This window comes from Microbacterium awajiense (assembly GCF_039536545.1).
In the GTDB taxonomy this organism is placed as follows: Bacteria; Actinomycetota; Actinomycetes; order Actinomycetales; family Microbacteriaceae; genus Microbacterium; species Microbacterium awajiense.
In genome coordinates, this window is the sequence record NZ_BAAAYU010000005.1 from 1,185,629 (window position 1) to 1,199,610 (window position 13,982).

The 13,982-nt window shown below is 68.9% G+C and carries 8 protein-coding genes; 3 read left to right on the top strand and 5 right to left on the bottom strand.

The features are described from left to right. The first annotated feature begins 48 nt into the window (after window positions 1-48). The 3 genes from ABD663_RS12245 to ABD663_RS12255 all read left to right on the top strand — a co-directional run bounded on the left by ABD663_RS12245 (window position 49) and on the right by ABD663_RS12255 (window position 6,014). Entirely contained in the window at window positions 49-4,767 is a 4,719-nt protein-coding gene (locus tag ABD663_RS12245; protein ID WP_344738923.1) for a family 78 glycoside hydrolase catalytic domain, read from the top strand. A gap of 285 nt (window positions 4,768-5,052) precedes the next feature. Beyond that, window positions 5,053-5,598, top strand: coding sequence for an OsmC family protein (locus ABD663_RS12250; RefSeq protein ID WP_344738925.1), 546 nt, complete (start codon window positions 5,053-5,055; stop codon window positions 5,596-5,598). Between the two features lie 128 nt (window positions 5,599-5,726). Beyond that, window positions 5,727-6,014 carry a DUF4242 domain-containing protein gene (locus ABD663_RS12255; protein WP_344738927.1) on the top strand — a complete coding sequence of 96 codons (288 nt, stop codon included), beginning with the start codon at window positions 5,727-5,729 and terminating at the stop codon, window positions 6,012-6,014. Here the strand turns inward: ABD663_RS12255 and ABD663_RS12260 are convergent. The 5 genes from ABD663_RS12260 to ABD663_RS12280 form a co-directional block, all read right to left on the bottom strand. After that, window positions 6,007-8,610: an AAA family ATPase gene (locus tag ABD663_RS12260; RefSeq protein WP_344738929.1), complete on the bottom strand. Its 2,604-nt coding sequence runs from the start codon at window positions 8,608-8,610 to the stop codon at window positions 6,007-6,009. The genes ABD663_RS12255 and ABD663_RS12260 overlap by 8 nt on opposite strands. Window positions 8,611-8,763: 153 nt before the next feature. Continuing rightward, window positions 8,764-10,173, bottom strand: coding sequence for a rhamnulokinase (locus tag ABD663_RS12265; protein ID WP_344738931.1), 1,410 nt, complete (start codon window positions 10,171-10,173; stop codon window positions 8,764-8,766). A 109-nt stretch (window positions 10,174-10,282) separates the two neighbouring features. Beyond that, complete coding sequence (locus ABD663_RS12270; RefSeq protein ID WP_344738933.1) at window positions 10,283-12,319, bottom strand: bifunctional aldolase/short-chain dehydrogenase; 2,037 nt, start codon at window positions 12,317-12,319, stop codon at window positions 10,283-10,285. Between the two features lie 44 nt (window positions 12,320-12,363). Next, window positions 12,364-13,530, bottom strand: coding sequence for an L-rhamnose isomerase (gene rhaI, locus ABD663_RS12275; protein WP_344738935.1), 1,167 nt, complete (start codon window positions 13,528-13,530; stop codon window positions 12,364-12,366). Beyond that, window positions 13,527-13,913: an L-rhamnose mutarotase gene (locus tag ABD663_RS12280; RefSeq protein ID WP_344738937.1), complete on the bottom strand. Its 387-nt coding sequence runs from the start codon at window positions 13,911-13,913 to the stop codon at window positions 13,527-13,529. Before ABD663_RS12280 ends, rhaI begins: the two co-directional genes overlap by 4 nt. Between the last annotated feature and the right edge of the window lie 69 nt (window positions 13,914-13,982).

Consider the following 13,982-nt stretch of genomic DNA (forward strand, 5'->3'; position numbering starts at 1 on the left):
CGCTTCCATGCCACATCTCCACGGCGGTGGATCACTCTCGGCGTCGCCATGGCCACGTGTCTGGGCATGGTCGGTGGCGGCGGCCTGGCCGCCCCTGCCTTCGCTGAATCGAACGAGAACGTGATCAGCGTCGACAACCTGACGGTCGAGTACGCCGTCGAACCTCTCGGTGTCGACAATCCAGAACCTCGGTTGAGTTGGATGCTGGAGTCGTCGGAACGCGCCAAGACGCAGTCGGCGTACCAGATCCAGGTTGCCTCGAGTCGCGCCGCCCTCGCCTCGGGGCAGGGGAATGTCTGGGACACCGGTCGCATCGATTCGAATCAGTCGAACCAGATCGTCTTCGACGGCGACGAACTGACGTCGGGGTCCAGGTACTTCTGGCGCGTCAGGGTCTGGGACGAGAGCGGCACCGCGTCGGAGTGGAGCTCGATCGCCGAGTGGGAGATGGGTCTGCTCGATGCCGAGGATTGGCAGGGCTCATGGGTGGGCGCTCGCCCGGCCGACGACCCAGATGCGCCTGCCCCGGCTGCACCGATCCTCCGTACCGAGTTCGAGATCGACAAGCCCATCGAGCGGGCACGCGCCTACGTGAGCGGGCTCGGCTACTACGTGCTCCACCTCAATGGGGACCGGGTGGGAGACCGCGTTCTCGAACCGGGTTTCACCGACTACACCGAGAGTGTCCTGTACTCGACCTACGATGTGACCGACCAGCTCGCGAGCGGAACGAACTCCATCGGCGTCGAGCTCGGGCGGGGCTTCCACAGCCTCAACACGCCATCGACCTGGGACTGGGAGGAATCAGCCTGGTTCGACGAGCCCAAACTCCTGCTGAATCTGGAGATCGAGTATCAGGACGGCACGAGCGAGGTGGTGGCGACAGACGACACGTGGCGCCTCACTGAGGGGCCGACTCTGTTCGATTCGCTCCTGCAAGGAGAGACATTCGACGCACGGAAAGCGATGCCGGGCTGGACCGAGGTCGGTTTCGACGACGACGCGTGGCGCGACGCCGATGAGATGGAGGCGCCGACTGGGCGTCTGACCTCGCAGCAGATGCCGCCGATCACCGTCGCCGAGGACATCACCCCGGTCTCGATCACCGAGCCCAAGCCCGGGGTCTACGTGTTCGACATGGGCAAGGCGACAGCGGGTTGGGCTGAGCTCTCGGTCTCGGGCCAGCCTGGCGACAAGCTCGTTCTGCACTACCACGAAACCCTCAACCCCGATGGCACGGTCTTCAACAGCCAACGACCGAACAGATTCCAGCGCGACGAGTACATCCTCAAGGGCGGCGGCGTCGAGGTGTGGGAGCCGCAGTTCAGTTACAAGGGCTTCCAGTACGTACAGGTCACCGGTCTCCGGGAGGCGCCCAGCCTGGACACCCTGCGCGGGCGCGTCGTGCACACAGACGTCGAAGACGCGAGCACGTTGGAGATGTCCAACGCTCTCTACAACGACATCCACGCCGCCATGCGAGACACGATGCTCAACAATTTCCACAGCATCCCGACAGACACGCCCACTTTCGAGAAGCTCGGCTGGACGGGCGACGCTCACGTCGGCATTCCCTCGATGATGTACAACTTCGACATGGCCGCCTTCCTCACCAAGTGGGCCGGCGACACGCGGGACGGTCAAGCGGCGAACGGACAGATCCCGCCGGTCAATCCGGCGCCCCCGTATCACAACCCCGAGGTCAAGAACGTCCCGTTCACCGCGGCCTGGCTCGGTGTGTATCCGAGCCTGGCTTGGGAGATGTACGTCACGTACGGCGACCGGCAACTGCTGTCGTCCCACTACGACTCGCTCGTGAAGGCGACGAACTACTCGGTGAGCAGGCTCAACAGCGCCGGGATCATCCAAACCGAGGCCTACGGCGACTGGAGTTCGCCCGGCTTCAGCAAGCGTCCTCCGGAAGACCTGCGGCTCGCCGGAACCGCGCATCTCTACAAGTCGCTGACGGAGATGGCCAGCATTGCCGAGGTCCTCGGCAAGAGCGGCGACGCGCAGTCGTTCCTGGATCGTGCGAGCTCGGTGCGCGATTCGTTCAACGCCGCGTTCTTCGATGAGGAGGTCGGCCATTACCGCACGGCGACGGACACGGAGTACCGGCAGACCAACAACCTGTTGCCTCTCGCGTTCGGAATGGTGCCCGACGGGTCGGTGACGTCCGTCGCCACGAGCATCGTCGCCGATGTAGAAGCACGCGACTATCACTTGAACACCGGCGCGCTCGGAACGCGACTCCTGCTGCCGATCCTCTCTGAGTACGGCTACCACGAGGCGGCGGAGCGCATCGCGGGGCAGACGAGCTACCCGAGTTGGGGACACTGGTTGGCCAACGGCGGGACGACGATGTGGGAGCGATGGCAGCTCAATCCGTCGGACACCCGCAACTCGCACAATCACTACTTCCTCGGCACCGTCGACGAGTGGTTCTACAGCGATGTCGCGGGAATCCAGCCCGATCCCTCTGGTCCTGGATATCAGCGGTTCGTCGTTCACCCGCGACCCGGTCAGACCGAGTCTGCGACGGCGACGTATCAATCGCCGTATGGAGAGATCGTCTCGAACTGGACCAAGAGCGCGGACGTCTTCACGCTCGAGGTGAGCATCCCCGCGAACTCCACTGCCGAGGTGTTCGTGCCGGCCGAGCGAGCCGCTGCGGTTCGCGAGGGTGAGACAGGAGCGGCGGATGCCGAAGGCGTGGAGTTCCTGCGCATGCAGGATGGCGCCGCGGTGTTCGAGGTCGGTTCCGGTGACTACGAGTTCGTCGCCGACCCGATCCTCGGACTGTTCGCCTCAGCCCAGGCCGAGAGCGAGGCGATACAGCGGCTCGTGGACGAGGGCGACCTCGACCCCGGCGCCGAGGGCTACCTGGGGGCACAGTCGGGAAAGCTCCAGGGTGAGATCGACGACCTGTTCGACTCCTACCTGATGGGAGACCGTGAGGCGACCGCGGCGAACGTGTCGAAGGCGCTCACGACGATCGCCACCGTTCAGCGTTGGCTGGACAATCAAGGTTCGAAGGTCGATGCGGACACGCTGGCGGCACTGCGAGCAGCGTTGGCTCAGGCCGAGGATCACCTCTCCGAGGCAATCGGGAGGCTCATCGGCTTGACGGCCCAGTTGGCCGTAGAGACATCCGATGCGGTCGTCGGCGGACCACTCGTGCTCTCGGTGTCGATCGAGAACGGCGGCACGGAGCGGATCACGTCGCTGACCTCGAAGATCGACACCCCCGACGGCTGGCAGATCAGTTCTGTCGAGCCCCAGGAGTCGACGGTGGACCCCGGCGAGGTCGCGACTCATGGCTTCCGCGCCGTGAGTTCTTCCGCCGCGGATCACGGAGAGGCTGCACTCACCGGGAGCGTGAGCTTCAAGTACCTGTCGAGTACGGTCACGCTGCCGATCGAGGGCGCAGTCACGCTCCTGCCCGCCGTCGTCGTCGATTCGGTCTCGGTCGAACCCGCAACGGCCGAACCCGGCGAAGAGGTCACGATTCAAGCCGTTCTGCGGAACCGAAGCACGAGCCCCGCAACGGGGAGCGCCGAGTACGGTGTCCCGGATGGGTGGGACATGCCCGCCGCCAGGAGCTACGACGTCCCCGCAGCTGAGACGGCAGAGGTGGTCGCGACACTGGAGGTCCCGTTGGGTGTCTCCGAGGGTGATGCGATCATCGACGTGTTCGTCGGCGATTCCGACGAGGAGAAGGGAAGCAGTTCACTCTCCGTTGTGTTCGTGAACCCGCCGACCGGCTTCATCGATCACGTCGATCTCGGGGAACCCACCTCCGAGACGGAGCACAACGTGCGAGCATCGGCCGCGTCGGGCACAAGTGTCGAAGCAGACCTCACTCGTCGCTTCACCCGAACCAGTCCCGCCGGGGGATGGTTCGAAATGGAAGTGAAGGTACCGGAGACCGACGGTTTCGTGGTGCGAGTGGTCGAGACATACGGCTGGGCCCAGCTCAAGACGTACGACGTGATGCTCAATGGAGAGGTTGTCCATGAGCGTGTCCATCAGAAGGCCACACCGGGCAAGGGAGCACTGACCTATCAGTTCGTGGTGCAGCCTTCCGCGGGCAGTCCGGACGGGACGATGACGTTGAGGTTCCAGGATGTGCCTGGCGACTTCGACCCGTCGATCGCCGACGTGTGGGTCACGCCGCTGGCCGAGAGTGTGCCGGTGGTCGATGAGGAGCGGCCTGTCGTGGAGTTGCGCTCTCCGGCGTCGGCCGGCCCGTTCCCGGTGGTCGACATCGAGATGACGGCGACGGACGATGTCGGGCTGTCCCGCATCGTGGCGAACATCTATCAGGACGGGAAGCTCGTCAAGAGCACCCAGACGCGCGTCGAGGGTGGCGCCAAGTCCGGCACCCACTCGGCGACGGTGTCGCTGCCTGACGGGGAGTACTCGATGAAGTACAACGCTGAGGATCTGGCCGGCAACATCGCCCGCACGCGCACGGTGACCTTCACCGTGGACGCCACGGCGCCGGTGGCGTCGGTCAAGTCCGGCGAGGGGTTCACCGTCGTCAGCGGGACCGGATATGAGAAGGTCAGCTTCAAGCTGTTCGACGCGGGAAAGATCGACAAGGTCGTGATCAACGGCATCGTGAAGGACCTGACGGACAACACGTGGTCTGATGTGAACTTCGTCAGGCCCGGGGTGTTCGGCGCTGTCGCGGGCGAGAACGTGCTCGTGGTGTACGACGTGGCCGGAAACTCGTCCACCAGGTCGTTCACGCTGGTCGGCTAGCGCGAGTGTCACTGCACCCCCGGCGTCTTCGGATCCGGGGGTGCAGTGACGCGTCGACGCCAGTCGCCGTCGGCGACGGATCAGGCCGGGCTCACGAGCTGGATGAGGTTGCCGCAGGTGTCGTCGAGCTTGCACGGCCGGAACACGGCATGCCCGATCAGCCACGGCGCCGCCTGCCGGGCCGTACCGGCGTGACGGTGTCGGCGTGTGACGGTTCGTGACGGCCGGTGACGAGGCGTGACGGGCGCCGCGCGGCATCCGCCCGCCCGTCGGTACCGTCGCGGCATGACCATCGTGAACACCGTCCAAGACATCACCGCCGCAGAGCGCGACGAGCGGCTGGATGCCGCCGCCACGGCCTGGAGCGACCGCATCGACAGGAAGCGCTCGTCGGCCCACCTGACCTACCGCGTGAGCGGCACAGGCGAGGGCTCGGTGGCGACCCGCATCCAGTCGGGAGCCCACGAGTTCTTGATCGACGAGCCGACCGCGCTGGCCGGCGACGACGTCGCACCGAGCCCCGTCGAGTATGCGCTCGGTGCGATCGTGGCCTGTCAGGTGGTCGTGTTCCGCCTCTACTCGCGAGTGCTCGGCATCCCGTTCGACGACATCCGGGTGCTCGCCGAGGGCGATCTCGACGCGGCGAAGCTGCTCGGGAAAGACGACTCCGTGCGCCCGGGGTTCAGCTCGGTGCGCCTCGTGATCGAGCTGACCGGCCCCGAGTCGGCCGAGCGGTACGAACAGCTGCGGCAGGCCGTCGACGAGCACTGCCCGGTGCTCGACCTCTTCGCGAACCCGACCCCCGTCACCACGTCGGTCGTCGCGCGCTGACGCCGGCTCCCTGCGTGGGGAGAGGGCGGCTGCAAGATGGGGAGGTCCTCCCGATTCGCCGCGTGCGTCCCTTCGGAATCGTGGGAACCACCCGGCACGGGCCGGATGCCACGATCAGGAGGAACGTCATGCAACGCTTCATCATCGAGCGCGAGATCCCCGGCGCCGGCGACCTGAGCGAGGACGCGCTGGCCGACATCGCCAAGGCCTCGAACGCCGTGGTCGATTCGCTCGGCGAGCCGTACACATGGGTCACCAGCTACGTTGCGGGCGACAAGATCTACTGCGTTCACGAGGCCGAGAGCGCCGAGGCGGTGCGCGAGCATGCCCGTCGGGGAGGCTTCCCCGCGAACTCGGTCACCGTGATCGCCAACGAGATCGGTCCGCAGACCGCGACGCTCGCGCCGGTCAGCTGACCGGCCGAGCGGCGTCGCCGTTCGCGTCCGCGCTGGGGATGTCGCGGGCGCGGGCCCGGGCGTGGGCACCGGCCTCGCGACGGCTGCCCACGCCCAGGCGAGCGAGGATCGCCGACACGTGGTGTCCGGCGGTCTTGGTCGAGATCGTCAGCGCCTCAGCGATCTCGGCATCGGTGAGGTGGTCGGCCAGCAGCGCCAGCACCTCCGCCTGCCGGGGCGTGAGCCCGTCGGGGTCGCCCGCCGTCGCGGCTCGCGGTCCGCGCGGGATGCCGACCACCCCGCGCTGCTCGGCCAGGCGGCGCAGCCGCCCGATGGTGGCGTCTGCGCCGAGCCTGGCGAGCGCCTCGAAGGCATCGCGCAGCGTGCCTGTGTCGTCCGACAGCCCATCGATGACGGATGCCTCGAACTCGCACCCCATCGCGCGCCACGCCGCCGCCGCATCGGCGGCATCGCCGTCGAGCTCGAGGAGAACCGGATCGGGCAGCAGCGCGCGGTCGATGCCCGAGACGTCGGCGCGGTCGAGCTTGCACAGCCAGAACATGGCCGGCCCGATCAGCCACGGCGCGGCGGACGGCAGCGCCGCGATCGTCGCGAGCTCTTCGCCGAGTCCGTCCGCAGCTCCGCCACGCAGCCACGCAGCTTCGGCGCGCACCGCGAGGGCGAGGGGCCGCTCCATGCCACTCTCGTCGGCGGCCCGGTCGGCGTGGTCCATCGCGCTCGCGGCATCCGTCTCGCCCCGGCGGAGCGCGATCGTCGCCGAGGCGATCGCCGCGCACACCTGCATGCTGTCGAGGCGGCCGTCGACGTCGAGGGTCGCGGCGGCGTCGGTGAGCGCGTCGTCCCACCGCCCCTGATACAGCCGCAGCAGGGCGCGGGAGTCGATCATCGCGTCCCACCAGAACAGCAGGTCGCGATCGAAGGTCCACTCGAGGCCTTCGCCGAGCCAGCGCTCGGCGTCATCGAACCGGCGCGACACCGTCGTGATCCACGCGAGGTTGCAGTAGGCGCGCGCGGTCTGCTCGAGAGATCCGCCGCGCAGGCCGAGGTCGAGGCCCTCGACGAGTCGGGGAACGTAGACCTCGGCGCGAAGCGGTCGCGAGCCGGCGACGGTGACCATGAGGTGCGCAGCGATCTCGAGTTCCCCGGCGTCGATCGCGAGCTCGACGGTCCGGGCGCTCCAGGCATCGCGCTCGCCCTCGTCGTCCCGCTGACTCGCCAGCCACCATCGTGAGTACGCCTCATGCACCGTGTCGTCTCCGAGGGCATACGCGTCGACCGCGCGTTCGGCCCATGCGATCGAGAGCTCCGCGTCGCCGGAGTAGTGCGCGAGCCGCGAACACCACCAGGCCCGCTCGCCTGCGGTGGCGGTGGCGGCGGGATCGGTGCGGTCGTACAGCTCGGTCGCGCACGCGAGGGCGTACGACGGGTCGTGGGTGAAGTACGCCTCCTGAGCGGCTCCGTCGAGGGCGCGGTCGATCTCGTTGTCGGTCAGGTGCGCGCGATGCGCGAGGGCGTTCACGAGATGCCGCAGCGCCTCGCGGTGAGCGCCGTCCGCCCGCGCCTGTTCGCCCGCACGCAGCGAGAAGAATGCCGCATTCGGGCCGTCGCCGGCCGCAACGGCATGTGCGGCGATCTGTGCGTGGTCGGCTGCGGTCGTGGCATCCGCAGCGAGCTGCTCGACCAGGAACCCGTGCACCTGCCGGGCGCGTACCGGCGTGACGGTGTCGGCGAGGGCGGCGCGGACGAGGTCGTGGCGGCAGCGCAGCCGCCCGCCCGAGATCTCGAGCAGGCCGCGCCCGATCGCGAGGTCGGCGTGGCGCGAGGCATCCGGCCCGACCTTCGGCACGAGGCCCAGCGGAATACCGCCAGGCGCCAGAGCAACGGTCTCGAGCAGATGCCACGCCGCATCGGGCAGGCCCGCAGCGCGGGCGACGATGGCATCGGCGACGGCAGGCGGGGTCTCCTCCCCGTCGTGGGCGAGCAACTCGGTGACCAGGAAGGGGTTGCCGCCCGACCGGGCGTAGATGCTGTCGACGTCTCGGATCGGGTCGCCGGCGAGCGCGCGGACGGCTCGCAATGTGAGCGGCGGCAGCTCGATTCGCGTGCCGACCCGGCTGAGCTCGGCCGCCACGCGTCGGAACCGGTGATCGCGGTCGATCTCGTCGCTGCGGTACGCGACGCACAGCACCACCGGCACCTCGTCGATGCGGCGGGCGAGGTGGCCGAGGAGGTCCAGCGTCGCCTCATCGGCCCACTGCACGTCGTCGATGGCAAGGATGCTCGGCCGTTCGCGCAGTGCGTCGGCCAAGGCGACGGGCATTCGGATGCCTCCCCTCCCCTCGAGGGCAGTCCGCACCGCGGGCGGCAGTGTGAGCGCCATGTCCCAGATTGGCGCGTACGATGCCGGTGCTGTCAGGTCGTCGCAGCGGCCGAAGCGCGCCGGAACACCTGGAGCAGCGGCGTCGACGAACGCCCGCAGCACCGACGTCTTGCCGGCGCCCGCTTCGGCGCCGACCAGCGCCACCGCGCCTTGTGGCAGCCCGCGGGCGAGGCCCGCGAGCACGGCGAGCTGCTCGTCGCGCTCCACGAGGGGCATGCGCTTCACCCTACCGACGCGACCGCGGGGGCGGCCGGGGGCGCTGCCGCCGGTCACGGAACTCGGAGAACCACGCCAACCTCGGAGCGAAGCGCCCGCGTCCTCCGAGGTTCGCGTGATTCTCCGAAGTCGGTGACGTCGGGCGCCCGGGGCTCAGCGCGGGTCGTACCGTTTCGGAGGATGCGTGCGGGCGACGAGGTCGCGCAGCGCCTCGAGCGGGCCGTCCACCAGGCCGGCGGCACGCGCCTGGACGAGCACGTTGCCCAGCGCCGTCGCCTCGACGGGCCCCGCGAGCACCGGCATCCCGGACCGGTCGGCGGTCGCCTGGCACAGCAGCTCGTTGAGCGAACCGCCGCCGACGATGTGGACGGCGTCGATCTCGCGGTCGCTGAGCCGCCCGGCCGTCGACAGCGCGCCGGCGAAAGCCTGCGCGATCGACTCCACGATCGTACGGGCGAACGCGGCGCGGGATGCCGGAGCCGGCGCGCCCTGCTCGGCGAGCACGGCGGCGATCCGCTGCGGCATGTCGCCGGGGGCCGACAGCCGCGGATCGTTCGCGTCGAAGAGCGCTACGTCGCCCTCGACGGCGGCGGCGTCCGCGAGCAGTGACGGCAGGTCGATGGTTGCCGCATCCTCAGCCTCCCACGCCCGCACCGATTCGCTGAGCAGCCACAGCCCCGTCACGTTGTGCAGGAAGCGCACCCGCCCGTCGACGCCGCCCTCGTTGGTGAAGTTGGCCTCGCGGGCGGCATCCGTCACGATCGGCTCGTCGAGCTCGACGCCGACGAGGCCCCACGTGCCGCACGAGATGTACGCGGCGTTCGGAGTCGACAGCGGCACGGCGACGACCGCCGACGCGGTGTCGTGCGAGCCGACCGTCACCACCTCGACGTCGGCGCCGATCTGCTCGCGCGGCGTCCCGGTGACGGTGCCCAGCGGCGTGCCCGGGTCGATCAGCGGGGGCAGAGCGGATGCCGGGATGCCCAGCCGTGCGGCGAGCTCGAGGTCCCACTCGCCGGTCGACACGTTCACCAGGCCGGTCGTCGAGGCGTTGGTGCGCTCGGCGATGACGGCGCCGGTCAGCAGATGCGCGACCAGGTCGGGAATCAGCAGCGCGGCGTCGGCGTCGGCGAGTCCACCGTCGGTCACGTACTGGTAGAGCGTGTTGAACGGCAGGAACTGCAGGCCGTTTCGGCGGTAGAGCTCGGCGAACGGCACTTGGGCGTGCACGGCCTCGACTCCGGTGGACGTGCGCTCGTCGCGATAGTGGAACGGCTCACCGAGCAGCGTGCCGCCCGAGAGCAGGCCGTAGTCGACCGCCCACGAGTCGATGCCGATGCTCGCGAGACCGGGCTCGCGGGCGACCGCTTCGCGCAGGCCCGCAACGACGTGGCCGTACAGCGCCGTGAAGTCCCAGTGCAGCGATCCGTCGGAGGCCTCGACCGGCCCGTTCGGGAACCGCGCGACCGGCTCGAGGCGCAGCATCCCGTCGCCGACGTAGCCGAGCATGACCCGGCCGCTGGTGGCGCCGAGGTCGACGGCCGCGACGACCCCCGCGCTCACCGCGCGCTCCCGTTCGCGCGAGCGCTGTCGTTTCCTGCGACCGCTGCGTCGCGCGACGCAACCGTCGCAGGAAACTGCCGCGCTCGGCGCGCCGCGTGCGCCCCGCCAGTCATCGCAGGAAGGCGGCCGCGACGCCCGAGTCGACCGGGATGTGCAGACCGGTGGTGCGGGTCAGTTCGGGGCCGGTCAGCACGTAGACCGCGTCGGCGACGTTCTCGGGCACGACCTCGCGCTTGAGGATGGTGCGGTTCGCGTAGAACTGGCCGAGGTCCTCTTCCTTGACGCCGTAGGTGGCGGCACGGTTGGCGCCCCACCCGCTGGCGAAGATGCCTGAGCCGCGCACGACACCGTCGGGGTTGATGCCGTTGACCCGCACGCCGTGCTCGCCGAGTTCGACCGCGAGCAGGCGCACCTGGTGGGCCTGGTCGGCCTTCGTCGCCGAGTACGCGATGTTGTTGGGGCCGGCGAACACCGAGTTCTTCGACGAGATGTAGACGATGTCGCCGCCGAGCTTCTGATCGATGAGGATCTTCGCGGCGATCTTCGAGACGAGGAACGAGCCCTTCGCCATGACGTCGTGCTGCAGGTCCCAATCCTTCTCGGTGGTCTCCAGCAGCGGCTTCGACAGCGAGAGGCCGGCGTTGTTGACGACGAGGTCGACGCCGCCGAACGCGAGCACCGCCTCATCGAATGCGGCCTGCACGGCGTCGGCGTCGGCGACGTTCGCGGCCACCCCGATCGCCACGTCGGCGCCTCCGAGCTCGGCCGCAGCGGCCTGCGCCTTCTCGAGGTCGAGGTCGGCGACGACCACGCAGGCGCCCTCGGCGGCCAGCCGCGTGGCGATCGCCTTGCCGATGCCCGATGCCGCGCCGGTGACCAGCGCGATGCGGCCCTGGTGGCTCTTGGGCTTGGGCATCCGCTGCAGCTTGGCCTCTTCGAGCGCCCAGTACTCGATGCGGAACTTCTCGGCGTCGGAGATGGGCGTGTAGGTCGAGACCGACTCGGCGCCGCGCATCACATTGATCGCGTTGACGTAGAACTCGCCCGCCACGCGTGCGGTCTGCTTGTTGGCGCCGAACGAGAACATGCCGACCCCGGGCACCAGCACGATGAGGGGGTCGGCGCCGCGGATCGCGGGGCTGTCGGCGGTGGCGTGGGCGTCGTAGTAGGCCTGGTAGTCGGCGCGGTACGCCTCGTGCAGCTCGTGGAGCCGCTCGACGACCTTTTCGACGGGCGCGTCGGCGGGCAGGTCGACGAGCATCGGCTTGACCTTGGTGCGCAGGAAGTGGTCGGGGCAGCTCGTGCCCAGCTCGGCCAGCTTCGGCGCTTTGGCGGATGCCAGGAAGTCGAGCACGACGTCGCTGTCGGTGAAGTGGCCGACCATCGGCTTGTCGGTCGAGGCCAGCCCGCGGATCGTCGGCGCGAGCGCGGCCGCCTTCGCGCGCCGGTCGAGCTCGGGCAGCGCCTGGTACTTCGCGCGGGTCCTGCCCAGCGGCGCGGCCTTGCCGTTCGCGTCGAGGTAGGCCTGCGCGGTCTCGATGATCCACAGCGAGTTGGCCTCGGCCTCCTCCGACGTGTCACCCCACGCCGTGATGCCGTGCCCGCCGAGGATGCAGCCGACCGCCTGCGGGTTCTTCGCCTTGATCGCGGCGATGTCCAGACCCAACTGGAACCCGGGGCGCCGCCAGGGCACCCACACGACCTTGTCGCCGAACGCCTTCTTGGTGAGCTTCTTGCCGTCCTTCGCGGTCGCGAACGCGATGCCGGCATCCGGATGCAGGTGGTCGACGTGAGCGGCATCCACGAGCCCGTGCATCGCGGTGTCGATCGACGGCGCCGCACCGCCCTTGCCGTGCAGGCAGTAGTCGAACGCGGCGACCATCTCGTCCTCGCGGTCGACGCCGGGGTAGACGTCGACGAGGGCGCGCATGCGGTCCATGCGCAGCACCGCGAGGCCCTCGGGCTTGAGGGTTCCCAGGTCGCCACCCGAGCCCTTCACCCACAGCAGCTCGACCGGCTCGCCGGTGACCGGGTCGGTCTCGGTGCCCTTTGCCGACGTGTTCCCGCCGGCGTAGTTGGTGTTCTTCGGGTCGGCGCCCAGTCGATTGCTGCGCGCGATGAGGTCGGTCACTGCCGGGTTGGTCATGTCGTGGTTCCTTCTGAAGGTCGAAAGGGGTCGGGTGGCGCGGCTCAGGCGCCCCAGCCGGCCTGGGTGCCGCCGACGCGGTCGGCCGCGAGCTTCTGCTGGTGGCCGGATGCCGCATACGCGGCCATCGGGTCGGCGGGAAGACCGCGGGTCTCGCGCCACTCGGCGAGCGCCGGCCGCACGTCGGTGTAGAAGGCGTCCATGAACACCGCGTTGGCGGCGAGCACGTCGTTCGCGGCCTGCGCGGCATCCAGCGCCTCGCGGTCGACGAGCAGCGCGCGCGCCGTCATCTCCTGCACGTTGAGCACCGAGCGGATCTGGCCCGGGATCTTGTCTTCGATGTTGTGGCACTGGTCGAGCATGAAGGCGACGTCGGGGTTGTTCAGGCCCCCGCCGCGGATGACCTCGAAGAGGATGCGGAACAGCTGGAACGGGTCTGCCGCCCCGACGATGAGGTCGTCATCAGCGTAGAAGCGCGAGTTGAAGTCGAACGAGCCGAGCTTCCCGAGGCGCAGCAGCTGCATGACGATGAACTCGATGTTGGTGCCCGGGGCGTGGTGGCCCGTGTCGAGGCACACCATCGCCTTGTCACCGAGGGTCGCCACCTGCGCATACGAGGTGCCCCAGTCGGGGACGTCGGTGTGGTAGAACGACGGCTCGAAGAACTTGTACTCGAGCACGAGCCGCTGGTCGTCGCCGAGGCGCGCGTAGATCTGCTGCAGCGAATCGTTGAGGCGGTCCTGACGGGCCCGCATGTCCATCTGACCCGGGTAGTTCGACCCCTCGGCGAGCCAGATCTTCAGGTCGCGGGATCCTGTGGCATCCATGATGTCGATGCACTCGAGGTGGTGGTCGATCGCCTTCTGGCGGATGCGGTCGTCGTGGTGGGTCAGGGCGCCGAACTTGTAGTCCTCGTCCTGGAAGGTGTTGGAGTTGATGGTACCGAGCTTCACCCCGAGGCCCTCGGCGTGACGGCGCAGGTCGGCGTAGTCGTCGACCTTGTCCCACGGGATGTGCAGCGCGACGCTCGGCGCGAGCGCGGTGTACTCGTTGACCTTCGCGGCATCCGCGATCTTCTCGTAGGGGTCGCGCGGGGTGCCCTCGGTCGTCCACACGCGGAATCGCGTGCCCGAGTTGCCGAACGCCCAGCTGGGCAGCTCGATGCCCTGTCCTTCGAGGGTGGAGAGGATGTCAGGGGACAGCGTCGTCATGATGTGGTGCTTTCTTCGGTGGTCGGTTCGTCGGTCGGCTCCGCGTCGGCCAGCTGGTCGGCGAGGTGGAAGATCTCGGTGAGGGGCGTCGCGGCCTGGTCGGGGCGGCCGTCGAGCCCGGTGAAGTACGGTGCCATCTCGGCTTCCCAGCGGGCGGCGACGGGGGATGCCGCGAGGTAGGCCTGCGCCGCCGCGTCGTCGTCGGTCTCGTAGTAGCCGATGAGGCGTCCGCCCTCGCCCAGGAACAGTGAGTAGTTGCGGCGACCGGAAGCCGCGATCTCCGCGAGCATCTCGGGCCGTACGGGGGAGTGGCGTGCGATGTACTCGTCGAGCAGCTCCGGCTTCACCTGAAGCTGGAAGCACACACGCTGTGGGGTGGGCATCACCGATCAAACCCTTCTGTTGAATCGATTCAATGCTAGCCCCTCGCACTGAACGGTGCAAGCCCGTTC

Coding starts and splice junctions, on each gene's coding strand:
- ABD663_RS12245 (WP_344738923.1), top strand. CDS start 49: ATGGCCACGTGTCTGGGCATGGTCGGTGGCGGCGGCCTGGCCGCCCCT.
- ABD663_RS12250 (WP_344738925.1), top strand. CDS start 5,053: ATGACCATCGTGAACACCGTCCAAGACATCACCGCCGCAGAGCGCGAC.
- ABD663_RS12255 (WP_344738927.1), top strand. CDS start 5,727: ATGCAACGCTTCATCATCGAGCGCGAGATCCCCGGCGCCGGCGACCTG.
- ABD663_RS12260 (WP_344738929.1), bottom strand. CDS start 8,610: ATGCCCCTCGTGGAGCGCGACGAGCAGCTCGCCGTGCTCGCGGGCCTC.
- ABD663_RS12270 (WP_344738933.1), bottom strand. CDS start 12,319: ATGACCAACCCGGCAGTGACCGACCTCATCGCGCGCAGCAATCGACTG.
- rhaI (WP_344738935.1), bottom strand. CDS start 13,530: ATGACGACGCTGTCCCCTGACATCCTCTCCACCCTCGAAGGACAGGGC.
- ABD663_RS12280 (WP_344738937.1), bottom strand. CDS start 13,913: ATGCCCACCCCACAGCGTGTGTGCTTCCAGCTTCAGGTGAAGCCGGAG.